The following is a 25703-nucleotide window of genomic DNA, read 5'->3' on the forward strand; positions in this document are numbered from 1 at the left end:
ATGTTTTAATTGTTATTCAGGTCATTCAAGAACTGTTCCAAAGCATAATCATCAGGGATCAGCACCTCTCTCGCCTTGCTACCTTCAAACGGGCCAACCACCCCCGCAGCTTCCAGCTGGTCGATGATCCTGCCGGCCCTGTTGTAGCCCAGTTTCAGCTTACGCTGGATCAGTGAGGTAGAACCCTGCTGATGCATCACGATCAATCGAGCGGCATCCTCAAACATAGAGTCCCGATCATTAGGATCAAACTCCAGTTTGGCGTTCTCTGCATTTTCATCCACGTATTCAGGAAGTTGATAAGCCTCAGGATATCCCCTTTGGGCACCGATGAAATCAGAGATGCGGTCTACCTCCGGCGTATCCACAAAGGCACACTGTAACCTGATCAGGTCATTCCCTGTAGATAACAGCATATCCCCCCTACCAATCAGCTGATCCGCACCACCACTATCAAGGATGGTCCTCGAGTCAATCTTCGACAATACCCTGAAGGCAAGCCTTGCCGGGAAGTTGGCTTTAATGGTACCGGTAATGATGTTTACTGAAGGTCTTTGTGTCGCCAGGACCAGGTGGATCCCTACCGCACGCGCTAGCTGTGCCAGCCTCGCAATTGGGGTTTCTACCTCTTTACCTGCGGTCATCATCAGATCGGCAAACTCATCGACAATCAGGACGATGTAAGGCAGGAAACGGTGCGAATTATTAGGATTGAGTTTTCTTTTGATGAACTTCTCATTGTACTCCTTCAGGTTCCTGACCATCGCGTCCTTCAGCAGGTCATAACGCTGATCCATTTCTATACATAACGAATTCAGCGTATTTATTACCTTCTTGGTATCGGTAATGATCGCATCAGCCTCGCCAGGAAGTTTCGCCAGAAAGTGACGTTCAATCTTGTTAAACAAGGTAAGCTCCACTTTCTTCGGATCCACCAATACCAGCTTCAATTGTGAAGGGTGCTTTTTATACAGCAGTGAAACCAGAATAGAGTTGATACCAACAGATTTACCCTGACCTGTGGCCCCTGCCACCAGTAAATGGGGCATCTTGGACAGATCGGCAATGTAGACCTCATTGGAAATGGTTTTACCTAATGCAATAGGCAGGTCCATAGTGGTCGTCTGGAACTTCTCTGTCGCCAGGATGCTCCGCATGGAGACCATCTCCGGATGCATGTTAGGTACCTCGATACCGATGGTACCCTTACCCGGCATTGGTGCAATGATCCTGATCCCCAACGCTGCCAGACTTAAGGCGATGTCGTCCTCCAGGTTTTTGATCTTGGAAATCCTTACCCCTGGTGCAGGAATGATCTCATATAAAGTGACCGTCGGCCCGATGGTGGCCTTGATCTTGTCGATCTCAATGTTATAGTGGTTCAGGGTTTCTACGATTTTATTCTTGTTGGCCTCCAGCTCATCCGCATTCACCGAGATTTTGTTGGAGCCATAGTTCTCCAGCAGCTCCAGGTTTGGATATTTGTAACTGGAAAGGTCAAGTGTAGGGTCGTAGTTACCGAACTGTTCCACCAGCTCGTCTGCTTTCTGCTCCTCCTCCGTCTTTTCAATGGTCAGCTGCAATGGCACTTCAGCTTCCCTTGGCGCCTGCTCTGCAGGTTTCGTAGGCTCGATTGCCATTGGGCTTTCCGCTACCGTCGGCGTCAGTTCTATCGGCGTATTCATCAGATTTACCGGTGGTGCGAAAGGCACAAATGCAGGTACATCTTCAACAACCTTTGATTCACGGCGATCCTGAAGCTCGGAACGATCAGGACGCTCACGGCGATCCTGTAATTCCTGCGCCTCTTCTACCCTGTCAGGTCTGAGTACCACGTTCTGCTCCTGCTTGCGTGCACGGCCCAGTTTATCATTCAGTGTAAACTCAACAGGCTCCGAGCGGATTTCGTCTTCCAGCTCCACATTGCCATCAGCTTCGGGTAAAGGAGCTTCTTCTTTTTTGCGCTCCGGTAATTTAAAGTCAATATTATAAGCGATGATTAAGATCGTCAGCCCCAGGAAAGCGATCAGTCCCGCAATACCGGCCTTACCAATCTGCGCCTGCAGCAATTTGTTGGTCCAGTAACCAAACTCTCCTTCCACGAAATGTGGCGTATCACTGATGAATGAATGTGCAAAACCAAGGGTAAGCGAAATAAACAACAAAAAGAAAAGGCTGTAACCCAAAGTCTTCTCTACTGCAAAAATCCGGACCTTGAACAAAAGTCGGTAGCCGATCACGAAGAAAACAAAAATGAATAGAAATGATGCCAGGCCGAACCACTCATAAATGAACTGATGCGACAGCAAAGCACCGATCTTACCGAGCCAGTTGGAAACTACCGGATTGATATTGACCTGCTGCAGCTCTTCATAAGTTTTAAATAAGTTGCTCCACCCTCCGTTTGCATCAATCACATAACTGTGGTCCTCCTGCCAGGTGAACAGGTAAGAGGTGAAAGCAATCAGAAAATAAAGGGATAAAACGACAAACACCAGACCGATGATCTTAAACAACCGTCCGTTCTGAAAATCCAGGCGGGGCATAATGTCGATCTTTGCTCTTGCAGGCCTGGTTGCTGATGCTTTTGAACCTTGCTTTTCTCCCGCTTCATTCTTAAACGAGTTGGACTTGAATTGATTTCCCCTTACCGACATTTTTCTCTACTAATATTATAATCAACAAATATAAAACATATAGTTGTATGTACTAAGTTATATATAAATACATTCTTCATTAACGCCATCGACCGAAATTTAGCTTCCTTTTTCCACATTCGCCTGTTATTCTCTACAACTTATCTACAACCATTGGATGTTTTGATTTTAAATTTGTTATTTTATTTCAGAAATTTAATCAACAAATCTAAAAAATGAATTCCGAACAGCTCGAAACTTTAATAGAAAGAGATCAGAAGCAAGAGATTTTCGACCTGCTCAGCAAAAATCCTGAGCTTGCAGAGAAAGAAACCAGTCTTGGCATCTCTCCGGTGTTGCTAGCCTGCTACTACAAAAAAACTGCAATTGCGAACATCATTGCACAGTTCTCCAAATCGCTTACGCTGTTCGACTGGTGTGCGATAGGCAACTATGATCAGGCACATCACTTTCTTCAGCTGAACCCCGACAATGTCAACTCATTTTCCAAAGATGGCTTTACGCCGCTCGGACTGGCTGCTTACTTTGGGCATGAAAACCTCTGCCGGCTGCTCATTTCTAAGGGTGCCGAAGTAAACGTTCCTGCCAATAACGGGTTCAATGTTTATCCGATCCATTCCGCAGTATCGGCACGAAGTTACGGAATTACTGAAATGTTGCTGGAAGCGGGTGCAGAAGTTAACGTCAAACAGCAAGCTGGGTTTACGGCACTCCATGCGGCGGCGCAACTGGGCGAGATCGAAATCATCATCCTCCTGCTGGAACATGGGGCTGAACTGAATACGCGTATGGAAGGTGGTAAGTTACCTGCTGACCTGGCTGAAGAAAAGGGATTTACAGAAATTGCAGCCATTCTTCAATTGTAAAACCCTCCCCTGAGCTTTATACATCCCAAATGCGGAGACGGATTTTCTTCACATAGTGACGAACGTCCAGTACCAAGCCCGCAAGCATGTAAAAGATGATTGGAAAACCAACAGCCAAAAAGGAAGAATAGATAAAAAACAACCTGATCTTACTAATGGAGATATCTAACCGCTCGGCTAGGTAGGTACAGACCCCAAAGCTGCGCTTTTCAAAAAAAGTTATGATTCGCTGGGACATTTTATTTATTTAAGATTTTGACTCCGATACCACAATTTAAGCATTTTTTCTGACGACAATAGAATTTATTTAATTGTAGCAATCCCTGACTATCGCTGGCACGTGCAACAACCATTCCACATTCTTCATATAAACGCGTTACTGCATTTTTTTCCGGAGGCATCTGCTCCAGGAACGACAGGGCCCGCTCCATCAGAAAAGGTTGCCCCATATGTTTACCGTAGGCATAGAGCTGCACACAGACCACGTTGATCAGCAGATGGTACACTGCCGGCAGCCCGAACTTCACACTACTCTTTTTAGTTTCCTTCTGAAAGTGATAGTGATGCACCCAGTAAGGCTGAACTGGAATTCCACTGAGCAGCTGCACACACTCCTGCACGTTATCGATCTCCAGAAAGCGTGAGAAAAGTGCCCTGCTCTGCATGATAAAACCACAGAACTGTGCCAGCCTCCGTGTTGGGAAATTCTGTGGACGCATCCGAAGGAACTTCCAGGTGGAAACGTCAATTGGCCCTAAAGCATATTTTTTCTTTAGATAGCGATACTCCTTCTGTAAGGATAAAGGATAGGGATCTTTAAAAGTTCCTGAAAGAAAACCAGCCTGACCAAATACCAGGGCCTCGATCTGAAGGGGGAAACCAAGGTGTTTCAATAGCATCTTCTGGGGCAGCACGCCCGCCAACAGCTCGAATGGCACCTCATTCACTTTAAAGCCAAAACTCTTCGCCAGCAACTGGTAAAAGGCCTCGTCCCAGTCGCCCTTCATCAAGGCGACCTTCTCCAGCAACTGGTCGGCCTTCATCTCCAGTCGCTCCACCATCAGCCCTGATAAAAAATGACTCACAATAAAAGAAGGAACATTGCCAAAATGTGCCGCGCAGGGAAAGGCGTCGATAGAGAGGATCATCTGCTCGTAACGCGATAAAAACTCAGCGGACAGCAGGTCCTTTAATACCAGCACAGGCAATAGTGTACCATCGTTGCGGTAAATATCCAGGTCATGTTCGTAAACTACATGCAGGATCACGGTATCATAGGCAGGATCATGCTGGTGCCCATGAAGCAGCCAGTCTGAAGAGCGGATATGAATCTCCACATCCCCAACCCAGACGAGACCGGATACACCAATCTTTGCTGCGCTGAAATCAGGGCCAGCATGCTGATTTGGAAGGCCAGGACTCAGTATCCGCAGCTCCTCGCCACCAGCACAACGCTGAACGAGTCCTTCATACAACCTGAACTGCCAGGCGAAATGCAATAAATATTCTGAAAAAACCATCCCACCGAACTTAACTCAAAAGAATTAAATGATCACTATGAAGCGGGCTTTCCTTTTTTATAATTTAAGATGACTACACCCAGTATAATCAGGGCAGTGGCGATAACGATATCGATGGTAATGCGCTCATCCAGGATAAGCCAGCCTAGAAACAAGGCAATTACAGTATTAAAATAGGACAAAATGGAAACTTCCGTAGGTGCGACTTTCTTCAGCGCATAGTGGTAACAGAAAAAGGCGATGACGGAACCAAAGATGGCCAGGTAGGCAACAGCGGAAAAACTGCGCATCGACCATCCCGAAGTATCTGTAGAACTGGAAAAAATGAAGGCAAGGATAAATTGCACTACCGCCGAAAAAGCAAACTGATAAAAGAGGTCCAGGAAGATATTTTCCGACTTATGGTGGTTCTTTTTGACATAGATCGTCCCTGCAGTCCATCCCATCAGGGCGATACCGATAAACAGGATGCCCACCTGGTAATTGGGATCAAACAGTCCCGCGACACCATCGCGAAAGATGAAGGCCACTCCGGCGAAGCCAAACAACAGTCCTACGATCCCTTTAACGGAGGCCCGCTCCATACCGATCACCACAGAAGCGACAAAAATAAATAATGGGTTCATGGCGTTGAGCAGGGAAGTCAGCCCACTGGGCACCGTCTGTTCGGCAACCGTGGTCATCCCATTGGCCACAACAACCATCAGTGTGGAAAGTATGATCTGACGTTTCAGGTGCGGCCATCCCTTCCAGGCCAGCTCCTTGCGCTGCAGGAGGATCGCAAACAGGATAAGAGAGGCTATAGATTGCCTGATTGCCGCCACAAACCAGGGAGGTATGGTTTCCACAGCAACGCGTATACCCAAATAGGTGGTCCCCCAGATGAGGGCCACTCCAAGTAAAGCACCGAGGAGCTTTACATCTATCTTTCTGGTCATATCAATTGGGCAGCCAGTAGGATCTGCTCCATCTCCTGTTGTAACTTTAAGGCTTCCTCACGTGCACGCTCCGCAAAATCTTCGCCTTTACCCGCATAGATGATGGACCGCCCGGCATTCACCAGCAGTCCGCAATGGTCATTCAGTCCGTACTGACAGACATCAGCCAGACTTCCGCCTTGTGCACCTACTCCGGGAACCAGCAGGAAATTGTCCGGTGCCAGCTGCCTGATGTGCTCAAAAGCGGCACCGCGGGTGGCACCTACAACGTACATCAGCTGATCGCTACTTGCCCAGGTGGATGATGTTTTGATGACAGACTCGTACAGTTTGCCTTCAGGAGTATCGTGCAGCTGAAAATCACTGTGCCCCTCATTTGAGGTCAGCGCCAGTAGGATTACCCATTTATCTTTATAATTCAAAAAAGGGCCTACAGAATCTTTACCCATATATGGCGCAACTGTAATCGCGTCAAAGCTCATGTCCGACTTTGATTCATTGAAAAAAGCCTCCGCATACATAGCAGAGGTATTTCCGATATCACCTCTTTTGGCATCAGCAATGCTGAAGAGCGTTTTGGGAATGTATTGCCAGGTCTTAATAAGCGTTTCCCATCCCTTCAGGCCCATAGATTCAAAAAAAGCAGTATTCGGCTTATAAGCGACACACAAATCTTCGGTGGCATCAATAATCTGTTTGTTAAACTCCAGGACTGGATTTTCATATTTTAACAAATGTTTCGGGAGATTCTCCAGTACCGGGTCCAAGCCCACACACAAAAAAGATTTCTTGTGCTTGATCTGCTCAAATAGCTGTTCTTTATTCATCTACGCTTAATTTTGAGCACAAAGATGCCAATTTTACGCTTGAAATCCGACCGGATATAAAAATTTTAAAACAAATATTTTTATTTTTTTTACTGTTTTACTTGGAGATTAATTTACAAATACATACAATTGCAACATAATTCCCTAAAGTTTATCTGACCATTCCAGAAAATCTCAATAAAATTTTGTTCCATATCAACTTTTATAATTGCATTTTTTGACTTGTTCGTCGGATAGATATTTTTTTAAAAATTTCTCTACACCCATATAATGTTTAATAAAACAGAATTAAATGAAAAGCTCACAGCCGAATTGCGTGAGATTGCTAAAGCTCAAGGCATCCTAAATGCTGATGAGCTGCGAAAAGCAGAGCTTGTTGAAATTATCGCTCAAATCACAGAACAACAAGCCGACACCGCTCCTGTAGCGGATGCTGCACCTGCAAAAGCCTCAAAAGTGAAAGCAGTAAAAGATACCAACGCCTCAGAAAAACCTGCACGTAAAAGGACCAGAATCACTGCCCCGAAAGAGGAAGGTGATGAACCTACGCATATGCCCTTTAACAGGGCTTCATTGTTTGATGCCGAACATGCACCGATTTCGTCGATAAAAGAAGAGCAAAAAAAGACGGCTAAAGCAGCTCCAGCTGAAGCTGCTGTTGTCGAAGCGCCGGAACCTGCCACTACCGCCCCTGCTGAGGAAAAGACAGAAACTGCTGCTGCTCCTGAACTGAAAAAACAAAAACAGCAAAGAGAAGACAGACCTAAAAATCCGGGCAACAACAACGGTAACAATGGCAATAACAGCAACCAGAAGCAACAAAACGAGAACAGCTACTCCAACCTTGATTTCGACAATACCATCACCAATGAAGGGGTATTGGAAATCATGCCGGATGGTTATGGCTTCTTAAGGTCTGCAGATTATAACTACCTGTCTTCCCCGGATGATATCTATGTATCCCAGTCGCAGATTAAGTTATTCGGACTAAAAACGGGTGATACGGTAAAAGGCAGCATCCGTCCCCCTAAAGAAGGAGAGAAATATTTCCCATTGGTAAGGGTGGAAACCATCAACGGACGTTTACCTGCTGATGTGAGGGACCGCGTACCGTTCGACTATCTGACGCCTTTGTTCCCTACGGAAAGATTAAACCTCTTCACGGAAACCAATAACTACTCTACAAGGATCATCGACCTGTTTACTCCTATCGGTAAAGGCCAGCGTGGTCTGATCGTGGCGCAACCGAAAACAGGTAAAACAAACCTGCTGAAAGAAGTTGCTAATGCGATCGCTAAAAATCACCCTGAAGTATACCTCATCATCCTGCTCATTGACGAGCGTCCTGAAGAGGTTACAGATATGGCCAGAAGTGTAAGGGCAGAAGTTATTGCTTCTACTTTTGATGAGCCTGCAGACAGACACGTAAAGATTGCGAACATCGTACTGGAAAAAGCAAAAAGACTGGTGGAATGTGGCCATGATGTGGTCATCCTGTTGGATTCGATCACCAGGCTGGCAAGAGCATACAACACTACCGCTCCTGCTTCTGGTAAAATACTTTCTGGTGGTGTGGATGCGAATGCATTACACAAACCTAAACGTTTCTTTGGTGCGGCACGTAACATCGAACGTGGTGGTTCACTGACCATCCTTGCGACAGCCCTGACAGATACAGGTTCTAAAATGGATGAGGTGATCTTTGAAGAATTCAAAGGTACTGGTAACATGGAGCTTCAACTGGATCGTAAACTGTCCAACAAACGTATCTTCCCTGCAATTGACATCACCGCTTCAAGTACACGTAGAGATGATTTGCTGCATGACAGAGATACGCTGCAAAGGGTTTGGATCCTCCGTAACCACCTTGCAGACATGAACGCTCAGGAAGCAATGGAGTTTGTTCAGGCACAGATCAAAGGCACCAAGTCTAACGAGGAGTTCCTGATTTCCATGAACAGCTAATTACACCTGAAGTTTCTCTTCAATGATAAAAAAACAAATTCCCAATGCCATTACATCTGCAAATCTCTTTGCCGGATGTATTGGCATTGTCTTCGCCTTCAATCAAAACCTGATTGCAGCGGGTCTATGTATCTTCATCGCGCTCATATTCGATTTTTTTGATGGCTTTGCTGCACGGCTGCTGAACGTAAGTGGTCCGATGGGAAAAGAACTGGACTCACTGGCGGATGTAGTGAGCTTCGGCGTACTGCCTTCGATTATCCTTTTTCAGGTGGCGCCTAAAACTTCTTTTGGGCTCACAACGACTCCATTATTGCCTTACTTCGCGTTCCTGATTGCTGTATTCTCGGCCTACAGACTGGCAAAGTTCAACCTTGACACCCGGCAATCGGACCAGTTTATTGGACTGCCCACACCTGCAAATGCAGCACTGATTGCTTCAGTGCCATTTATCTACGACAATAAGGCTTTCTATTTTGAGGTATTGCCGTTGAACATCTGGCTGTTCATCTGTTTTGTGGTCATCATGTGTTACCTGCTGATTTGTGAGCTACCTTTGATTGCCCTGAAATTCAAGAATTTCTCATTTGCGGACAATCGTTTCCGATACATGCTGATCGTACTCTCGGTACTCCTGCTGGTACTGTTCCGGTATGGGGGGATCCCATTGATCCTTGTGGCCTACATCATTCTTTCTATGGTACAGCATAAGCTTGATCAGACCAATGCCGTACAACAGAAACCTGAAGTAACTTCCGGAAAGAAGAAAAGAAATCGCTAAAACTTACTTTTGTAAATTGGCTTTTGCCTGATCCAGCTGCTGGTAAAGTACGTCTGCAAATTTACAGATCTCCTCATAAGCTGCCGGCAACTGATCAACATCGGTCAGTTCACGCGCATTGCGTTCCATCATCTGCATGTGTTCCTTCGCATCTTCCCTGCCCACATAGGCGAATGTGGGTTTGATCTTGTGTGCACATCCTGAAGCACGGGGCCAGTCTTTGGCAGCAATGGCATCTCCAAGATCAGCGATATAAAGTGGGGTCTGAGCCTTAAACAAATCGAGCATTTCGATGATAAATTCAGCGCTGTCGCCTGACATGTCCCTAAGATAAGTTAAATCTAAAGGTTCGTTATTTTTATTCGGGTTGATCATTAAACAAACTTATGAAATTAAATTTTTGCTACAGACAAATTATCCTCTAATATATCTAATATTTCTGAGATACTTTTATGCAGCAGCGGGTGAATTTCAGCTCCTGCAATTTCTGCTAAAGGTGCCAACACAAATTTTCGGTATTGCATCTGAGGATGAGGAATTTGCAGCTTCATACCTTCATCTACTATAAGCTGGTCGTATAAGACGACGTCGATATCTATCAACCGTGAGCCCCACTTATCATGACGCACCCGGCCCAGCTCACGCTCAATGGTGAGCGCATGTTCCAGCACGTCCATAGGTCCCAGATTGGTGTTCACTCCCACCGCTACATTCAGAAAGTCAGGCTGGTCTGTTTTCCCCCATGCCGCGGTCTCATAGAAAGAACTGATTGCAAAAATGTCTCCTATCCTAAAATAAATCTGCTCAATAGCCTGCTCCACAATACTTTTACGGTCTCCCAAATTACTTCCTAGTAACAAATAAACTTTTTTACTATCCAAATCCATACAAAGCCAGGGGCTATTTTTTACATATATTTACAAATTAAAATATTTAATACGCAAATGAAAGATTTTTTTAAATATGTTTTTGCAACCGTAGTGGGCATCGTCGTCTCCTTTGTCCTGATCACCATTCTTGCCATTCTTATTGTCGTCGGCATGGTTTCTTCGATCAGTGATGATAAAACGGTGGAAGTAAAAAGTAACTCCGTGCTTTTTCTAAACCTCGACCAGAACATTACCGAACGGACCATCAGTGACCCTCTTGCCGACCTGCCCTACATCGGCGGGGACGATGCAAAAAGCATTGGCTTTACGGACATCATCAAGGCACTGGACGCCGCAAAAACAGACAACAACATCCGTTGTGTATACCTGAACGTCAGCTCCCCAAATGCCGGTTTTGCGAACATGAAGGAAATCAGGGATGCCATGATTGATTTCAGGAAAAGTAGAAAGAAAATTATCGCTTATAGCGAAGTCTATTCGCAAGGTGCCTACTACCTGGCTTCCGCGGCGGACAAAATCTACCTCAACCCTGAGGGCGCCTTGGAATTTAAAGGACTCAGCTCGGAGATCATGTTTTTTAAAGGTGCGCTGGAGAAACTTGGAATCGAAGCCCAGATCATTCGCGTGGGTACCTACAAGAGTGCCGTTGAACCTTTCATCAATGATAAGATGAGCGACAAAAACCGGGAGCAGGTCACGGTTTATTTGAACGGCCTGTACCGAACCTTCCTTGGCGGCATTTCAGCAAGCAGGGAAATCGACGCAGACAGCCTTTATGCCATTGCGGATCAGTATAAAATTCAACAGCCAAATGATGCCCTGAAATATAAGCTGGTGGATCAGCTGGCCTACAAGGATAAGGTGCTGGAGGAACTGAAAAAGCTGAGCGATACCGATCCATCGGACAACATCACGTCCATTTCCATCAATGATTATGCGAAAAACATTGCCACCACCAATAAGAGCAAAAGTGGAAAGAATAAAATTGCGGTCATCTATGCCAATGGCGAAATTACTGGCGGCGAGGGCTCTGATGAGCAGATTGGCTCTGAGCGCATCTCCCGTACCATCAGGAAAGCAAGGTCGGATTCCAGTGTGAAAGCAATCGTCCTGCGGGTAAACTCCCCGGGTGGCAGTGCGCTGGCCTCAGACGTGATCTGGAGGGAAATTGTCCTCGCTAAAAAGGTAAAACCAGTCATCGCTTCTTTTGGTAACGTGGCCGCCTCTGGTGGTTACTACATCGGCTGTGCCGCAGATTCTATTTTTGTGCAACCCAATACCATCACAGGTTCTATTGGTGTATTTGGGGTGATCCCGAACTTCCAGAAGCTGCTCAACAAAGAGCTGGGCATCACCTTCGACGGCGTCAAGACAGGAACCTATGCCGACATCATGAGCGTAAACAGACCATTGACGGCGGGAGAGAGATTTATCATCCAGAATGAGGTCAACCGTACTTATGATGGTTTCATCACTCGTGTGGCTGATGGCCGTAAGAGAAGTAAATCCTATATCGACAGTATTGGCGGTGGACGTGTATGGGTAGGAACTGACGCGGTGCGTTTAGGTCTTGCCGACCGGACAGGAAGTTTCAATGATGCGATCACTGCGGCTGTAAAAAAAGCAAAGCTGAAAGAGTATAAGGTGGTGGAGTATCCGGAAGTGATCAACCCGCTGAAGTCACTGATGGACAATGGTACAGACCGTATAAAAACACATTTTGCCAAACAGGAACTGGGCGCAAATTACCTGATCTATCAACAGATCAAGTCTGCGGTTACCAGGTCTGGTATTCAGGCAAGGATGCCTTACGAAGTAGTGATCAACTAAAAAGAAAATACCCGTCATACAGAACTGATGTTCCATATGACGGGTATTTTCTTTTCCAGGGGAATATATTATTTCGGCTGCCACCCAGGGTGGATGGTCAGGTAAGTATTGTTTACGGCGGTTTTTACAGGATGTACAGTAATCGCTACACAAACCTCTTCTCCATTTTTGTTCATAACATCAAAAGCAATGCCCCGCTCAATGTCATCGTATACTTTCAATGTTTCTTTTCCATTGATATAGGTCTCCGCCAGCTGCAGTTGGGGGAATGTTTTTTTAACAGTTGCAAAACTACTGCCGCTTCGGATGCCTTGTTCTGTCACAAAATGCTCAGAGGAAACGACAATCTGCTTTACATCTTTTGCGACTGCTGTACTGTCTTTATAGCTGGTGTACACAGAAAGCTGCCCCCCGCCATCCTGATTCCAGATGCCCCAGGCCTTGCCCATTGCGGCATCACCATCATCGGCTTTGCCAAGGATATCGGATAGCTGTGCGGCATCCTGTCCGAGATGGATGCTGCCAATTGATTCTCCTGGAACAATGTTTTTTTCGCCCTGTCGCATTGTTGCTTTTCCGGCGAGGGTATCCATGATTTTCGTGGAATCCTGTGTCTCCACCGCTGTTGGCGCAGATGCATCCCGCGATCCGCCACCTCCGGCACACCCAGCGACCAGCAGCAAGGATGCCATCATCATCTTATTCAATTGTCTCATACTTCGATACCTCAAAAAAATCATGCCATGGATAGTTTAATCGGAAAATAGGCCCTTTTTATTTAATTTAGCAGTCCATGGAAAATAAGACTATAGCCCGTAGCCTGCGACTGCTTTCTCAATTGATGGAGTTGCACAATGAAAACCCTTTTAAAATTAAATCTGTAGCCAATGCTGCTTTAAAGGTGGATAAGTTGCCTTACGCCATTCAGGGGAAAAGCCTGGAGGAGATCGCCAGCATCGACGGACTCGGCAAAAGCATGTCAGCCAAAGTTTGGGAGCTGCTGGAGACAGGAACCATGAACGACCTGCAACAGGTCCTTGCCAATACGCCGGAAGGTATTGTGGAGATGCTCGGTATCAAAGGCATAGGCCCTAAGAAAATCGCTGTCATCTGGAAAGATCTGGGCATTGAGAATATTGGTGAGCTTTATTATGCCTGCAATGAAAACCGCCTTATTGAGGCAAAGGGATTCGGACTCAAAACCCAGGAAGAAATCAAGAAAATCATAGAGTTCAAAATGGCTGCGCAGGGTAAGTTCCTTTACGCACATGCGGAACCTATGGTCAATCAACTATTTGCAGACCTTGCACTATGGCTCAATGGCGTCAGCGACGAACCACTGCTTGGTGTTGCGGGCGAGTACAGGCGCTGCCTGGAGATCGTCGAGGAACTGGAATTTGTGATTGGAGCTGCTGATATTGACGAGGTAAAAGAAAAGATAAGCAGCTTTGAAGGGCTTCAGTTTGAAGAAAATGAGCACAATACCTTTACTGCCCTGAGTAGCTATGGCTTGAAAGTCCAGCTGTATGTGGTGGAGAAAGTCAACTTTTACCTCGATTGGTTCCGTCTGACGGGTAATGCGGATCATGTATCTGCCGTACTTGTGCTTGCTGGCTCCGGACCTTTCAGCGATGAGGCTGCAATTTATCAGCAGGCCGGACTTGCTTTTGTCAGCCCTGAACTCAGAGAAGGGCTGAATGAAGTGGAGCTGGCAAAAGAAAACAAACTTCCGGTATTGATCACCGACCAGGACCTTAAGGGAAGCCTGCACAACCACTCGACATGGAGCGATGGTGTACATACCCTGGAAGAAATGGCCTTGTATTGCAAGGACCACCTGCAGCTGGAATACCTGGGCATCTGCGACCACTCTAAATCTGCTTTTTATGCCAACGGACTAAACGAACAGCGTGTGTATGCCCAGCATCAGGAAATTGATGCGCTGAATGCCCGCCTTGCCCCTTTCCGTATTTTTAAAGGGATTGAAAGTGACATCCTCAATGATGGATCACTGGATTACAGCGATGACATCCTCAAAACATTCGATTTTGTAGTGGCCTCGGTGCACAGTAACCTTCGCATGAATGAGGAAAAAGCAACCGCAAGACTCATCAGGGCTATAGAGAACCCTTACACCACCATACTCGGGCACCCAACAGGCAGGCTCCTGCTGAGCAGAAAGGGCTACCCCATTGATTATGCGAAGGTGATTGACGCCTGTGCTGCCAATGGTGTGGTCATAGAAATCAATGCCAACCCACTGCGGCTGGACCTCGACTGGCGCTGGCATCGCTATGCGCTCGAAAAAGGTGTGCTCCTATCGGTCAACCCGGATGCGCATCGCAGGGAAGGGTTTCACGACATGCGTTACGGCGTCCTGATCGGAAGAAAAGGCGGACTGGAGCGCGGGCAATGCCTGAATGCCATGTCTCTGCAAGATATATCAGAATACTTCAACAATAAAAAATAGTTATCTTACCTTTGAGCATGATTAGTAAGCTTTGCAACCAGATATTTGAAGACGCCATCAATAATTACCATGTGCACAATCAAATTGACCAGCCGATTGAAAATCCATACCGCATCGGTACACTGGAATACCTGCTGTACCTGAAATGCTGGATCGACACCGTTCAATGGCACATGGAGGATGTGGTGCGAAACCCGGATATTGACCCCGTCGAGGGATTGCAATGGAAGCGCCGTATCGATGCTTCCAACCAAGAGCGCACAGATGTGGTAGAATACATAGACAGCTATTTTCTCGAAGAATATAAGGATGTAGTCCCCGCGGCGGATGCAAAGATCAACTCCGAAAGCCCTGCATGGGTAGTAGACCGCCTTTCGATACTGGCACTGAAGGTTTATCATATGAATGAGGAAACTCAGCGTACTGATGCCAGCGAGGAACACAGAAACAGCTGCCAGACAAAGCTCAACATTTTACTCAACCAAAGAACCGACTTATCCAACAGCCTGGATGAGCTGATTAGCGACATCAGCAATGGTCTGAAGTACATGAAAGTGTATAAGCAGATGAAGATGTATAATGATCCAAGCCTCAATCCAATCCTGTATAACACGAAATAATTAATGCCTCAAGCAGCAGCTAAAATTCTGGTCATTCGTTTTTCCGCTATGGGGGATGTGGCGATGACCGCTCCTATATTGAAGGAATTTACGGATCATTATCCTGATCAACATCTGCTGATGCTGAGCCGCGGTTTATTTCGTCCCTTTTTTGATGCTGTTCCTAATGTGACTTTCGTCAGCTTTGATCCCAAACAGCAGCATAAGGGTTTCTTCGGACTCCTGAAACTGTTTTTCCAACTGCGCAAACTTCAGGTCGGCGCAGTGGCAGACCTCCACAATAACCTGAGAAGCAGGATCATCTGTTTGCTGTTTCTGCTCACCGGTGTCAGGTCTGTCTCCGTTGATAAAGGCAGAAAGGACAAGAAACAACTGACCCGGAAAGAAGGGAAAATACTGAGCCCTCTGAGCCTGACCGTAGAGCGCTATGCAACGGTATTCCAGCAACTGGGTTTTCCCTTCCAACTGCAAAACCAACTGGGGAAGCCCCAACCGGAGCACTTCGACGCCATAGTGCTACCTGAAAAGGCCGGCAAATGGATTGGCGTGAGCCCCTTTGCGCAACACCTGCAGAAGGTTTACCCGCTGCATAAGATGGAAGCGGTAGTGCTTCAGCTTGCAACACTCGGCCATCAGTTGTTTATTTTCGGCGGAACAGAAGCCGAAGAAAGAACCGCAGATTCCTGGGCGTTAAAGCACAAAAATATAGTATCTTTAGTGAGAAAAATCCGGCTGGATGACGAGCTGAAATTCATCTCCAATCTGGATGTAATGCTGAGCATGGACTCTTCAGGGATGCACCTCGCCTCACTCAAAAATATTCCGGTAGTATCAGTATGGGGCGCAACACACCCCTACGCTGGCTTCCTGGGTTATGGGCAGAGCATGAGCAATGTCCTGCAGACCGACCTGTACTGTCGCCCCTGCTCCGTATACGGCAATGTCCCCTGCTACCGAGGTGATTTTGCCTGTATGAATCAATTGACCGAAGAAATTGTTGTTGAAAAAGTATTAAATAAACTTAAAAATGGCGAAGCAACTACTACTAGTACGACACGGCAAATCTGATTGGGGAAACCAGCACCTGGCTGATTTTGACCGTCCATTGAACTCCAGAGGTCTGAGAAATGCACCTGAAATGGCCATGCGCCTGCTGGATAAAGACCTGGTTCCGGAACTTATTGTGAGCAGCCCGGCATTAAGGGCCCTAACCACGGCAAGAAACTTTGCGCAGGTATGGAACAAACCTCTTAGCCAAATCAGGGAAGAAAGCGCCATCTATGAAGCCAATATCTCCACCCTTTTAAGCATCTTAAATAAACTGGATGATAAGTTTGAGCGCGTGGCGCTGTTCGGCCACAATCCGGGATTCACGGAGTTCGCCAATTACCTGAGTAATTCGAACCTCCATAATATCCCAACATGTGGTGTGGTGCTGATTGAATTTCCATTTGAGGAATGGAAGCTCGCTAGTCTGCACACCGGATCCATGGAACACTTTGACTATCCAAAGAGTTCTGATGAAGACTAAAAGTGAAGATGTTTCACTGTTAATCCATTATTGATCAATTGTTTTAACGACTCTACACCTATCCTTAAATGCGTTTCCACGTAATTCGTGGTGACCGCACTATCACTTTCTGTCGTTTTTACACCTTCGGGTATCATTGGCTGGTCCGACACCAGCAATAAGGCACCTGTTGGGATTTTATTCGCAAATCCAGTGATAAAAATGGTCGCAGTTTCCATGTCTACAGCCATAGCACGCAGGTCCTTCAGGTATTTCTTAAAGTTTTTGTCGTGCTCCCATACCCTTCTGTTGGTCGTGTAACAGGTTCCTGTCCAGTAATCGCGGGAGTGGTCACGAATGGTGGTCGAAATCGCCTTCTGCAAAGCAAAGGCAGGCAGTGCCGGAACTTCCGCAGGCATGTAGTCATTTGACGTCCCCTCGCCCCTGATCGCGGCAATCGGCAGGATCAGGTCGCCCAGCTGGTTTTTCTTCTTTAAACCGCCGCATTTACCTAAAAACAAGACTGCCTTTGGACTAATGGCCGTGAGCAAGTCCATCATAGTTGCCGCCAGTGGACTGCCCATACCGAAATTGATGATGGTAATGCCATTGGCCGTCACACTTTGCATGGGTTTATCCAGCCCCATAATCGGTGCATTGTCATTCCATTCAGAAAACATCTGTACATACTTACTGAAATTGGTGAGCAGGATGTACTGTCCGAAGTCCTCCAGCGGCCTTCCGGTATACCTTGGCAACCAGTTTTTCACAATCTCCGCTTTCGTTTTCAATCCCGGCTTGACCGGCGACTCCACTTCTTTTAATTTCTTTCTTTTTTTTCCTGGATTTTCATCTTTGTTTACCTCTAATTCTTCATTCATATATTTCTCCTTTTATTAATTACTACTTGTGATGATTACTCCGCTTTATTATGACCAACCCGTCTATACCATCAACAAATTCAGCTGCACCCCAGAGTATTTCCCCTGCAAAAGCTCAAATAACAAGTTAAAAAAAATCCCCGTGAAAACGGGGATTTAATATTTAAGCTGCTTTTAACTTTTTGAAGTCGGCCTTCTCGAACTTTTCAATCGCGTAGTCCAGCGTGATAACCAGTTCCTTTATGCCCGGATCCGATGGGATGTCGAACATTGCATCCAGCATGATCGCTTCACAGATGGAGCGCAGCCCCCTGGCACCCAGTTTATATTCCATGGCTTTGTCTACAATAAAGTCGAGCACTTCGTCTTCAAAGACCAGTTCCACTCCTTCAAATTCAAAGAGTTTCACATATTGACGGAACAATGAGTTTTTCGGTTCAGTCAGAATGTTTCTCAGTGCAGATTTATCCAATGGATTCAGGTGTGTCAGCACCGGCACACGACCGATCAGCTCAGGGATTAAACCAAATGATTTTAAATCCTGCGGCGTGATGTATTTATAGAGGTTTTTAAGGTCAAGATCAACATCATCTTTTTTCACCTTATAACCTACCGCCTGTGTACGCAGCCTGTTTGCAATCTTGCGTTCAATGCCATCAAAGGCACCACCACAGATAAACAAAATGTTGTTGGTGTTCACAGGAATCATTTTCTGATCAGGGTGTTTACGTCCGCCCTGAGGTGGAACGTTCACCACTGTTCCTTCCAGGATTTTCAATAAAGCCTGTTGTACACCTTCACCGGATACATCTCTGGTGATCGACGGGTTGTCGCTCTTACGGGCAACCTTATCTACCTCATCAATGTAAACGATACCCCGTTCCGCTGAAGCTACGTCATAGTCAGCCGCCTGCAGCAACCGTGTCAGGATACTTTCTACATCCTCTCCAACATATCCGGCCTCTGTCAGTACAGTAGCATCACAGATACAGAAAGGGACGTGAAGGATCTTGGCAATCGTTTTTGCCAATAGGGTTTTACCTGTACCCGTTTCACCAACGAGCATGATGTTAGACTTCTCTATTTCTACTTCATCTTCCTTGTTCACCTGCTGGCTCAGTCGTTTGTAGTGGTTATAAACCGCTACCGACAGCACCTTCTTAGCATCATCCTGACCAATAACATACTGGTCAATGTGGGCTTTGATTTCTGCGGGCTTCAACAGGGTGATGGAAGTATCTAAAGATTTTGCCTTTTTAGTTCCCAGCTCTTCAGTGAGCAGCTGGTTGGCCTGCACGACACATTTGTCGCAGATGAAGGCATCAAGACCTTCAATCAGCATCAACGTATCCTGCTTACCGGAACCGCAAAAAGAGCAACGGGATTCTCTATTTTGTTTAGCCATTATTTTCTTTGTTATTCGCACCCAGCACTTCATCAATCATACCAAAGCTCTTCGCTTCGTCAGCTTTCATCCAGTAATCCCTGTCTGAAGCTTTCTCTACCCACTCGTAAGACTGGCCGGAGTGATTGGAAATGATGTCGTACAATTCTTTTTTCAATTTGAGCATCTCTCTCAGGTTGATCTCCATGTCTGATGCCACACCCTGAGCACCTCCTGAAGGCTGGTGGATCATCACACGTGAGTGAGGCAGCGCCGCACGTTTACCTTTTGCTCCTGCAACTAGCAGTACAGCACCCATAGATGCAGCCATACCAGTACAGATCGTCGCTACATCAGGACTGATGTACTGCATGGTATCGTAAATACCCAGACCTGCATATACAGACCCACCTGGTGAATTGATGTAAATCTGAATGTCCCTTTGGTTGTCCGTAGACTGAAGGAACAGCAACTGCGCCTGGATGATATTGGCATTGCCATCATAAATGGCGTCACCTAAAAAGATAATGCGGTCCATCATCAGACGGGAGAACACATCCATCTGCGCAACGTTCAACTGGCGCTCCTCGATGATGTAGGGGGTCATGCTTTTTGGTGAGTTGTTGGTAGCACCAATGAAACGGTCTACATTTAAACCATTAATACGATGGTGTTTAACTGCGTATTTTCTAAATTCGTCTTTGTCTATCTTCATCGAAGTATGTATTTATATTTAATTTTAAAGCGCCCTTCGGGCGGTATTTTCGGATGTTATGGCTACGGATAGCTGATATGGATTACCAAATTAATTAAACTAAGTTGGTAATTTATTGTGGTATTGTAAAATTTCCAAATCTGATGATATAAATAAGGCGGCCTTTTTCCAAAGCCGCCTTACCAAAAGATTTATATTTTTAAGCTAACTGAACAATCAGTCTTATTTCAATTCTATAAATTTATTGTAAGCAATTTCCTTCTGATCTAACGTAGCAACCGATTTGATGTAATCAAAAACCTTGATGGCTTTTACTTCATCAAAGATGCGGTTCGCATTGTCTTTCTCTTTCAGGAAAGTAGCGGTGTACTGTGCCAGCTGATCTTCCGGCATCGGCGCAGGGCTATACATTCTGAACTGGGCATCAAGACGTTGTTTTGCAGTTTCAAAAACATCTTCGTATTTAATCTCGATGTTATTGTCTTTAATCAGTTTGTTCTCAATTAAAGTCCATTTCAGGTTTTTAGCAAAATCATCGTATCCTTGCTCCAACTCTTCATCTGTAAGCTTCTCATTCGTTGCTTTCAACCACTTGCGAAGAAAAGCATCAGGAAGCTCAATGTTCACGCCTTCAATCAGCTGAGTGTACATGTCGTTCTGCAGTTTACGATCCGCATCCTGCTGGAACATTCCCTCTACTTCTTCAGTGATCTTAGCAGTAAAGCCGGCTTCGTCAGTAACCACACCTTCACCAAATATTTTATCAAAGAACTCCTGGTTTAAATCAGCTTCCTCTAAACGGTTCACGTTTTTAACGGAGACTGTGAATTTAGACTGCAGGTCTTTCGCATCTTCTTCAGAGATGTTCAACAATTTAGCAATGATTACCTCATTTTTGTCAAACGCCTTAGGTACGTCAAGCTCTACAACATCATCTTTCTTTAAACCTACTAAAGATTTTAAAATCTTTTTGTCTGTTACCTGGTCTAAACGAATAGAACCGGTAGCGCTAATGCCACCTTCAAAAACTGAACCATCGGCAGAAAGTTGTGTTAATTCGGCATAAAGCACGTCATCTTCTGCCGAAACTTCCGGGTTTGTCATTTTGCCATAACTTCTTCTGATGTTTTTGATCCTTGAAGCCAGTGTTTCTTCATCAGCCTTCACTTTATATTCAGTGAATTTGTCTTTTGAAGTCACCTCAAGTCCGACAGCTGGCGCAAGACCAAGTTCATAGTCGAAATCAAACTCGTCCGTACCGTCCCATTTGAATTCTTTGGTATCATCCATTACCGGCAAAGGCTGGCCAAGGATTTCTACTTTATTGTCAGTAAGATGTTTATTTAACGTTTCGCTCAGCAGGTTGTTGATTTCTTCAACCAGGATGCTTCTGCCGTACATCTTTTTGATGTGCGCTGCAGGCACCATTCCCTTACGGAAACCAGGAAGGTTTGCTTTTTTAGCTTGTTCCTTTATAGACTTATCAACCTTTTCAGTATAATCTTCAGGTGAAATCTTAATTTTCACGACTGCGTTTAAGTCGTTAATTTTTTCCTGTGTAATGTTCATCTTTCTGAATCAATATTGTTATTAAATGTCTTTATATAAAAATTCCCCCGTTTTGCGGGGGAATTTTTAAGTGCGGAAGAAGGGACTCGAACCCCCACGCCGTGAAGCGCCAGATCCTAAGTCTGGTGCGGCTACCAATTACGCCACTTCCGCAGTTAGGATGTATTTCTTTAGGACTGCAAAGATAGGGATAGTTTTCAAAAAGCAAAATTCTTTTAGGATAAAAAACACAGAAACAGCCTAACCCATTGGTTATACAGCGTTTAATTTTCGAAGCATACCGTCTTTAACGCTTGCAAATAGCTAACTGACGGTCTCAGGCCGCTTTAACAACCTATAGTTCCTTCTGAAACTGAAAAAAATACTGTACTGCCTTGACCAGACGACTGCCATACCAGGAGAACATCTCTCCATCCACCAGCATCACCTTCACTCCCGGCAACACCAACTGCATTTCCTCAAGGTCTTTTTCTTTAAAAGGATAGGGCTCCGACGAAAGAAACAGCAACTCTGGCTGGCGCGCAGCCAGTTCCTCCATGCTGACCACCGGATAACGTTTTTCCCTCACCACATTAGTCAATCCAATGGTAGTCATCAGGTCATCAATAAACGTATTGCGGCCGGCAAACATAAAAGGCTTGTTCCAGATCAGGTAAGCTGCTTTTTTATCAATGCCCTGCTGAAGTGCCAGGGTACGAAGATCACTGAATCCTGCATGAATCAGATGATTCAGATAAGCGGCCTCCGGCTCCCGGTCTACCAGGGCACCGATGGCGGAAATGGCCTGCATGGCGTCATCGAGATTGCAGATATCACTCATCCACACCGGATACTCCTCCATCAGCAGTTCTACCTGCGCCTGATCATTTTCTTCTCTGTTGCCAATAATCAGGTCGGGCTCAAGGCTCCTGATCAGCTCGATGTTCAGCTTTTTAGTCCCTCCTACTTTCGTACGCTCCGCGAATTTAGCAATGGGGTGCACGCAGAACTTCGTCAGTCCGATGATCTCGGCATCCAGTCCCAGGTCAAACAGCAGTTCGGTTTGGGAGGGCACTAAAGAAATGATCCGCCTGGGAGATTTGGGGACCACAATGGTACGCTGGAGTTGATCGGTAACACTTCGCTGCATGCCGCAAAGATAACGCTCTTTACCGGAATTACCCTGCTTTCCTCAGATCCATCAGGATTGCAGTTCCGGAGCTACATCTTCTTTGATGACGCCATCCAGCAGGTGCAAGATCCTTTTGCCATAGCCGGCATTGACCTCTGAGTGTGTCACCTGCACAATCGTGATGTTATCTTCTTCGTTCAGCTTTTTAAAAAGCTCCATGATCTGCAATGCCTGGGCAGACTGCAAATTACCTGTAGGCTCATCTGCAAGAATGATGGTCGGCTGTGCGGCAACTGCGCGCGCGATACCCACGAGCTGCTGCTGCCCACCGGACAGCTGATTGGGAAACAGGTCTTTTTTCCCTACGATATTGAACCGGTCCAGCATATCCGCTACGCGGCTTTTACGTTCGGCACTTCCAATCTTCTTATACAACAATGGCGCTTCTATGTTTTCGGCTACCGTCATCTCATCAATCAAATGATAAGCCTGAAAGACAAAACCGATATGGTTGCGGTATAACTCAATACGCTTTCTTTCATTGAGCGAGGTCACATCAGTGCCCATGAACTCATAAGCTCCATACGTTGGCTCCTCCAGCATCCCCAGGATGTTCAGTAAGGTAGACTTTCCAGCACCTGAAGGGCCCATGATAGACACAAATTCCCCCTGCCCTATTTCTGTGGTCACATGTCTCAGGATATAACTCTTCAGCCCCTTATTGGCGTAATATTTCTCTATGTTCTGTAATCTGATCATTTCTCTGGATTTAATTGATTATTCATATTTCAACACCGCAGCAACATTGCCGCTTGCAACTTTATAAGACTGAAGGCTGACGATCAGGATGGTAAGTACTGTAGTCGCCACGCCGGCAGCCAGGAAAGGAAGCAGTGGCACCTGTATCCTGAAAGCGAAATCACTCAGCCAGTTGTTGAGCAGCACGTAGGCTACAGGCCAGGCAATGACGTTGGCCAGCAACACCAGCTTCACAAAGCTACTGTTCAGCAAGGTAAGGATATCTACTATGGATGCACCAAGCACCTTGCGGATATTAATTTCTTTACTTCTCCGCTGGGTCGTCAATGCCGCAATGGCAAAGATGCCCATCAAGGCCAGAAAGATGGTCACCCCCGACAACATGCCGATAATCCGGCCCAGCTGCGCCTGCTTATACAGCATTCCCGCAAAGGACTGGTCCAGCAGCGTATATTTAATGGGAAAATCGGGCTCCAACCCCCGCCATGCGGCTTCGACGTCAGCAATGGTCCGCGCCGGATGCCGGGTAGAAAGGTTAACCAGCACATACTTTAAAGGGTTTCCCTTAATGTATTGAAAAACAAGGGGCTGATAGCTCTTCTCGGGACTAAAATGATTAAAATCTTTTACGACACCGATTACTTTATAATTTGAACCCCCACGCTTCAATATTTTTCCTAAAGGTTCCTTCAATTGAAAAGCACGTGCGGCAGCCTCCGTGATCATCACTGAATTGCTGGTATCCGCAGTATTGGAAGACTCAAATTCTCTTCCCTCCAGCAGGGTCATCCCCATTGCCTTGATATAGTTGACATCAACACTCATGAAGTTCGAAGCGTAACTCCGTCCATCAACCGTGTAACCATTTCCGCCGGTATCTTCTCCAGGAATATGATCGGCCCTCGAAATCTGGTTTATTCCGTTGATGGTCATCAACGTATTCCTGATCTGCCTGAAGTGCTCATCAGACGTATCATCCATCATGGAAATCGCCATCACCTGCTCCGGCTTATAACCAAGGTCTTTTTGCTGCATATAGGCCAGCTGGTCCCTGATCACCCAAACCCCGGAAATAAACAATACTGCAATAAAAAACTGCACCACGATCAGGCCATTGCGGATCAGATATCCCTCACTGCTGCTGGAGAAATTTCCTTTGAGGACCTTCGCCGGCAGCACCCTGCTGATCAACAGCGAAGGGTAAAGACCGACAATAAGGATCAGCAGAAACAACACACCGACAATCTGCATGATGAGCAAGTAGTAGTCAGACCAGTCTTTCAGCGTAATGTCCTGTCCGACTAAACTATTAAATGCCGGCGACAGCAATTCGAGTAACACAATGGCAATCATCAGGCTCAACACACATTGCATCGCCGTCTCCATAATGAACTGCAGGGCAACCTGCAATCGCCCTGCCCCAAGCACCTTCCTCACCCCTGTTTCCTTCGCCCTTTTTGTAGCCATGGTGATCGAGAGATTCATGAAGTTTACTGCTGCAATGATCAACACCAGCGCGGCAACGACCAGCATCAGGTACATATAAGTACCCGTGCCATTCCCGGAAAATTCGTACTCAACCTTCTTGCTGCTGAGGTGAATGTCTGAAACAGCCTGAAGGTATAACGTATTTTCATCTATAAATTCGTGGAAGCCTTCCTTGTCCTCTTCAGCTACACTTGTGAGCAATGCACTGAGTGTCTCGCGCCGGACCTGGTTCAGATCAGCGGTGGTCTGCTTTAGGTCGGACTGCTCCTGAAGCTTCACATAGGTATAGTAGTTATTGCTGTAATATTCGTCAGACATGCTCTGCCTGAAACGCTTGAGTATATTGAAATGAAAATGTGCAGGAAAACGTGCTTCATCAATTACCCCCTCCACAATACCTTCAGAGGTTTTCCCCAGGGTCATCGTTTCGCCTACAGGGTTCACCCCCTCACCGAAGATCAGGTCACTTGTCTTTTTTGTCAGGATGATAGATTGTGGTGAATTCAGTGCTTTCTCAGCATTGCCATATAAAAACGGATAATCAAACACCTTTAAGAAATTACTGTCGACCATCAGCACGCTGTTGAGGTACATGCGTTTGTCTTTTATTTTCAGTAACAAATCTCCCATCCAGTATTCTCCAACCCTGGTGGAAGCCTTTACCGCTGCAACCTTTTCCTTTGCCAGCGTGGCCATATTCCCTGGACTCAGCGCCACGTCCTCACTGCCAGAGGTGTAGTTGACACGGAAGACCTGCTGATATGCCTCGTTCCAGCGGTCGTACTTACGCTCGTAGTTGCCAAAACGCATCGCGAGCATGAAAACAGTAAGCCCCACAGCAAGTCCCACAATGCTGATCAATGCATATCCTTTATTTTTCCAAAGGTTTCGTAAAGCAATTTTCAAATTTAGTCTGAACATA

At 46.0% G+C, this 25703-nt stretch carries 23 protein-coding genes and 1 tRNA gene; 8 read left to right on the top strand and 16 right to left on the bottom strand.

Translation table 11 applies throughout. The features are described 5' to 3' along the window. Nucleotides 1–5: 5 nt before the first annotated feature. Nucleotides 6–2657, bottom strand: a complete 2652-nt coding sequence (locus PBAL39_RS00200) for a DNA translocase FtsK (protein ID WP_008237004.1) — start codon at nt 2655–2657, stop codon at nt 6–8. 215 nt (nt 2658–2872) lie between these two features. On the opposite strand from PBAL39_RS00200, the gene PBAL39_RS00205 reads away from it, so the two are divergent. Beyond that, nucleotides 2873–3523 (top strand): ankyrin repeat domain-containing protein, encoded by a 651-nt coding sequence (locus PBAL39_RS00205; RefSeq protein WP_008237007.1) that lies wholly within the window; start codon nt 2873–2875, stop codon nt 3521–3523. 16 nt (nt 3524–3539) lie between these two features. Here PBAL39_RS00205 and PBAL39_RS25650 read toward each other — a convergent pair whose 3' ends face one another. Genes PBAL39_RS25650 through pyrF form a run of 4 tightly spaced genes read right to left on the bottom strand, consistent with a single transcriptional unit; the run spans nt 3540 to nt 6808 of the window. Beyond that, the gene (locus tag PBAL39_RS25650; protein ID WP_008237009.1) at nt 3540–3761 is read right to left on the bottom strand and encodes a PspC family transcriptional regulator; all 222 of its coding nucleotides are present in this window, start codon (nt 3759–3761) and stop codon (nt 3540–3542) included. Nucleotide 3762: 1 nt separating this feature from the next. Continuing rightward, nucleotides 3763–5043, bottom strand: coding sequence for a DUF2851 family protein (locus PBAL39_RS00215; protein WP_008237011.1), 1281 nt, complete (start codon nt 5041–5043; stop codon nt 3763–3765). A 35-nt stretch (nt 5044–5078) separates the two neighbouring features. After that, complete coding sequence (locus PBAL39_RS00220; protein ID WP_008237013.1) at nt 5079–5981, bottom strand: DMT family transporter; 903 nt, start codon at nt 5979–5981, stop codon at nt 5079–5081. Further along, nucleotides 5978–6808, bottom strand: coding sequence for an orotidine-5'-phosphate decarboxylase (pyrF, locus tag PBAL39_RS00225; RefSeq protein ID WP_008237017.1), 831 nt, complete (start codon nt 6806–6808; stop codon nt 5978–5980). Before pyrF ends, PBAL39_RS00220 begins: the two co-directional genes overlap by 4 nt. A 270-nt stretch (nt 6809–7078) precedes the next feature. On the opposite strand from pyrF, the gene rho reads away from it, so the two are divergent. Then, the gene (gene rho, locus PBAL39_RS00230) at nt 7079–8773 is read left to right on the top strand and encodes a transcription termination factor Rho (protein ID WP_008237018.1); all 1695 of its coding nucleotides are present in this window, start codon (nt 7079–7081) and stop codon (nt 8771–8773) included. Between the two features lie 22 nt (nt 8774–8795). Further along, nucleotides 8796–9554 carry a CDP-diacylglycerol--serine O-phosphatidyltransferase gene (pssA, locus tag PBAL39_RS00235; RefSeq protein WP_008237019.1) on the top strand — a complete coding sequence of 253 codons (759 nt, stop codon included), beginning with the start codon at nt 8796–8798 and terminating at the stop codon, nt 9552–9554. A 3-nt stretch (nt 9555–9557) separates the two neighbouring features. Here pssA and PBAL39_RS00240 read toward each other — a convergent pair whose 3' ends face one another. Beyond that, on the bottom strand, nt 9558–9929 hold the full coding sequence (locus tag PBAL39_RS00240; protein WP_008237020.1) for an Hpt domain-containing protein: 372 nt from the start codon (nt 9927–9929) through the stop codon (nt 9558–9560). Between the two features lie 17 nt (nt 9930–9946). Then, the gene (gene folK, locus PBAL39_RS00245) at nt 9947–10441 is read right to left on the bottom strand and encodes a 2-amino-4-hydroxy-6-hydroxymethyldihydropteridine diphosphokinase (RefSeq protein WP_008237021.1); all 495 of its coding nucleotides are present in this window, start codon (nt 10439–10441) and stop codon (nt 9947–9949) included. 57 nt (nt 10442–10498) lie between these two features. On the opposite strand from folK, the gene sppA reads away from it, so the two are divergent. Further along, a complete protein-coding gene (gene sppA, locus PBAL39_RS00250; protein ID WP_008237022.1) occupies nt 10499–12274 on the top strand; it encodes a signal peptide peptidase SppA in 1776 nt (591 codons plus the stop codon). A gap of 68 nt (nt 12275–12342) precedes the next feature. Here the strand turns inward: sppA and PBAL39_RS00255 are convergent, their stop codons facing one another. Continuing rightward, complete coding sequence (locus PBAL39_RS00255) at nt 12343–12990, bottom strand: hypothetical protein (protein ID WP_157273834.1); 648 nt, start codon at nt 12988–12990, stop codon at nt 12343–12345. 77 nt (nt 12991–13067) lie between these two features. On the opposite strand from PBAL39_RS00255, the gene PBAL39_RS00260 reads away from it, so the two are divergent. The 4 genes from PBAL39_RS00260 to PBAL39_RS00275 are packed head-to-tail and all read left to right on the top strand — an operon-like array spanning nt 13068 to nt 16895. Then, complete coding sequence (locus PBAL39_RS00260; protein WP_039865867.1) at nt 13068–14744, top strand: DNA polymerase/3'-5' exonuclease PolX; 1677 nt, start codon at nt 13068–13070, stop codon at nt 14742–14744. Nucleotides 14745–14761: 17 nt separating this feature from the next. Beyond that, a complete protein-coding gene (locus tag PBAL39_RS00265; protein WP_008237025.1) occupies nt 14762–15364 on the top strand; it encodes a DUF4254 domain-containing protein in 603 nt (200 codons plus the stop codon). 3 nt (nt 15365–15367) lie between these two features. Then, a complete protein-coding gene (locus tag PBAL39_RS00270) occupies nt 15368–16432 on the top strand; it encodes a glycosyltransferase family 9 protein (RefSeq protein ID WP_008237026.1) in 1065 nt (354 codons plus the stop codon). Further along, nucleotides 16392–16895, top strand: coding sequence for a histidine phosphatase family protein (locus tag PBAL39_RS00275; RefSeq protein WP_039865869.1), 504 nt, complete (start codon nt 16392–16394; stop codon nt 16893–16895). The genes PBAL39_RS00270 and PBAL39_RS00275 overlap by 41 nt, the downstream gene beginning before the upstream one ends. Here PBAL39_RS00275 and PBAL39_RS00280 read toward each other — a convergent pair. The 8 genes from PBAL39_RS00280 to PBAL39_RS00315 all read right to left on the bottom strand — a co-directional run bounded on the left by PBAL39_RS00280 (nt 16892) and on the right by PBAL39_RS00315 (nt 25702). After that, complete coding sequence (locus PBAL39_RS00280; RefSeq protein WP_050784287.1) at nt 16892–17755, bottom strand: AMP nucleosidase; 864 nt, start codon at nt 17753–17755, stop codon at nt 16892–16894. The two genes, PBAL39_RS00275 and PBAL39_RS00280, sit on opposite strands and share 4 nt — an antisense overlap. 163 nt (nt 17756–17918) lie before the next feature. Beyond that, on the bottom strand, nt 17919–19160 hold the full coding sequence (gene clpX / locus PBAL39_RS00285) for an ATP-dependent Clp protease ATP-binding subunit ClpX (protein ID WP_039865871.1): 1242 nt from the start codon (nt 19158–19160) through the stop codon (nt 17919–17921). Next, nucleotides 19153–19854 (bottom strand): ATP-dependent Clp endopeptidase proteolytic subunit ClpP, encoded by a 702-nt coding sequence (clpP, locus tag PBAL39_RS00290; protein ID WP_008237030.1) that lies wholly within the window; start codon nt 19852–19854, stop codon nt 19153–19155. Before clpP ends, clpX begins: the two co-directional genes overlap by 8 nt. A gap of 222 nt (nt 19855–20076) precedes the next feature. Then, the gene (gene tig / locus PBAL39_RS00295; RefSeq protein WP_008237032.1) at nt 20077–21423 is read right to left on the bottom strand and encodes a trigger factor; all 1347 of its coding nucleotides are present in this window, start codon (nt 21421–21423) and stop codon (nt 20077–20079) included. Between the two features lie 71 nt (nt 21424–21494). After that, nucleotides 21495–21576: transfer RNA gene (locus tag PBAL39_RS00300), tRNA-Leu, on the bottom strand. 181 nt (nt 21577–21757) lie between these two features. Then, nucleotides 21758–22552: an ABC transporter substrate-binding protein gene (locus tag PBAL39_RS00305; protein ID WP_008237034.1), complete on the bottom strand. Its 795-nt coding sequence runs from the start codon at nt 22550–22552 to the stop codon at nt 21758–21760. Between the two features lie 51 nt (nt 22553–22603). Then, a complete protein-coding gene (locus PBAL39_RS00310; RefSeq protein ID WP_008237035.1) occupies nt 22604–23293 on the bottom strand; it encodes an ABC transporter ATP-binding protein in 690 nt (229 codons plus the stop codon). 18 nt (nt 23294–23311) lie between these two features. Further along, nucleotides 23312–25702, bottom strand: coding sequence for an ABC transporter permease (locus PBAL39_RS00315; protein ID WP_008237038.1), 2391 nt, complete (start codon nt 25700–25702; stop codon nt 23312–23314). Nucleotide 25703: the final 1 nt, after the last annotated feature.

Source organism: Pedobacter sp. BAL39 (assembly GCF_000170795.1).
In the GTDB taxonomy this organism is placed as follows: Bacteria; Bacteroidota; Bacteroidia; order Sphingobacteriales; family Sphingobacteriaceae; genus Pedobacter.

Coding starts and splice junctions, on each gene's coding strand:
- PBAL39_RS00240 (WP_008237020.1), bottom strand. CDS start 9,929: ATGATCAACCCGAATAAAAATAACGAACCTTTAGATTTAACTTATCTT.
- clpP (WP_008237030.1), bottom strand. CDS start 19,854: ATGAAGATAGACAAAGACGAATTTAGAAAATACGCAGTTAAACACCAT.
- tig (WP_008237032.1), bottom strand. CDS start 21,423: ATGAACATTACACAGGAAAAAATTAACGACTTAAACGCAGTCGTGAAA.
- PBAL39_RS00270 (WP_008237026.1), top strand. CDS start 15,368: ATGCCTCAAGCAGCAGCTAAAATTCTGGTCATTCGTTTTTCCGCTATG.
- PBAL39_RS00205 (WP_008237007.1), top strand. CDS start 2,873: ATGAATTCCGAACAGCTCGAAACTTTAATAGAAAGAGATCAGAAGCAA.
- PBAL39_RS00265 (WP_008237025.1), top strand. CDS start 14,762: ATGATTAGTAAGCTTTGCAACCAGATATTTGAAGACGCCATCAATAAT.
- clpX (WP_039865871.1), bottom strand. CDS start 19,160: ATGGCTAAACAAAATAGAGAATCCCGTTGCTCTTTTTGCGGTTCCGGT.
- rho (WP_008237018.1), top strand. CDS start 7,079: ATGTTTAATAAAACAGAATTAAATGAAAAGCTCACAGCCGAATTGCGT.
- folK (WP_008237021.1), bottom strand. CDS start 10,441: ATGGATTTGGATAGTAAAAAAGTTTATTTGTTACTAGGAAGTAATTTG.
- PBAL39_RS00260 (WP_039865867.1), top strand. CDS start 13,068: ATGGAAAATAAGACTATAGCCCGTAGCCTGCGACTGCTTTCTCAATTG.
- pyrF (WP_008237017.1), bottom strand. CDS start 6,808: ATGAATAAAGAACAGCTATTTGAGCAGATCAAGCACAAGAAATCTTTT.
- PBAL39_RS00310 (WP_008237035.1), bottom strand. CDS start 23,293: ATGATCAGATTACAGAACATAGAGAAATATTACGCCAATAAGGGGCTG.
- PBAL39_RS00305 (WP_008237034.1), bottom strand. CDS start 22,552: ATGCAGCGAAGTGTTACCGATCAACTCCAGCGTACCATTGTGGTCCCC.
- PBAL39_RS00315 (WP_008237038.1), bottom strand. CDS start 25,702: ATGTTCAGACTAAATTTGAAAATTGCTTTACGAAACCTTTGGAAAAAT.
- pssA (WP_008237019.1), top strand. CDS start 8,796: ATGATAAAAAAACAAATTCCCAATGCCATTACATCTGCAAATCTCTTT.
- PBAL39_RS00280 (WP_050784287.1), bottom strand. CDS start 17,755: ATGAATGAAGAATTAGAGGTAAACAAAGATGAAAATCCAGGAAAAAAA.
- PBAL39_RS00215 (WP_008237011.1), bottom strand. CDS start 5,043: ATGGTTTTTTCAGAATATTTATTGCATTTCGCCTGGCAGTTCAGGTTG.
- PBAL39_RS00220 (WP_008237013.1), bottom strand. CDS start 5,981: ATGACCAGAAAGATAGATGTAAAGCTCCTCGGTGCTTTACTTGGAGTG.
- PBAL39_RS25650 (WP_008237009.1), bottom strand. CDS start 3,761: ATGTCCCAGCGAATCATAACTTTTTTTGAAAAGCGCAGCTTTGGGGTC.
- PBAL39_RS00200 (WP_008237004.1), bottom strand. CDS start 2,657: ATGTCGGTAAGGGGAAATCAATTCAAGTCCAACTCGTTTAAGAATGAA.
- sppA (WP_008237022.1), top strand. CDS start 10,499: ATGAAAGATTTTTTTAAATATGTTTTTGCAACCGTAGTGGGCATCGTC.
- PBAL39_RS00275 (WP_039865869.1), top strand. CDS start 16,392: ATGGCGAAGCAACTACTACTAGTACGACACGGCAAATCTGATTGGGGA.
- PBAL39_RS00255 (WP_157273834.1), bottom strand. CDS start 12,990: ATGAGACAATTGAATAAGATGATGATGGCATCCTTGCTGCTGGTCGCT.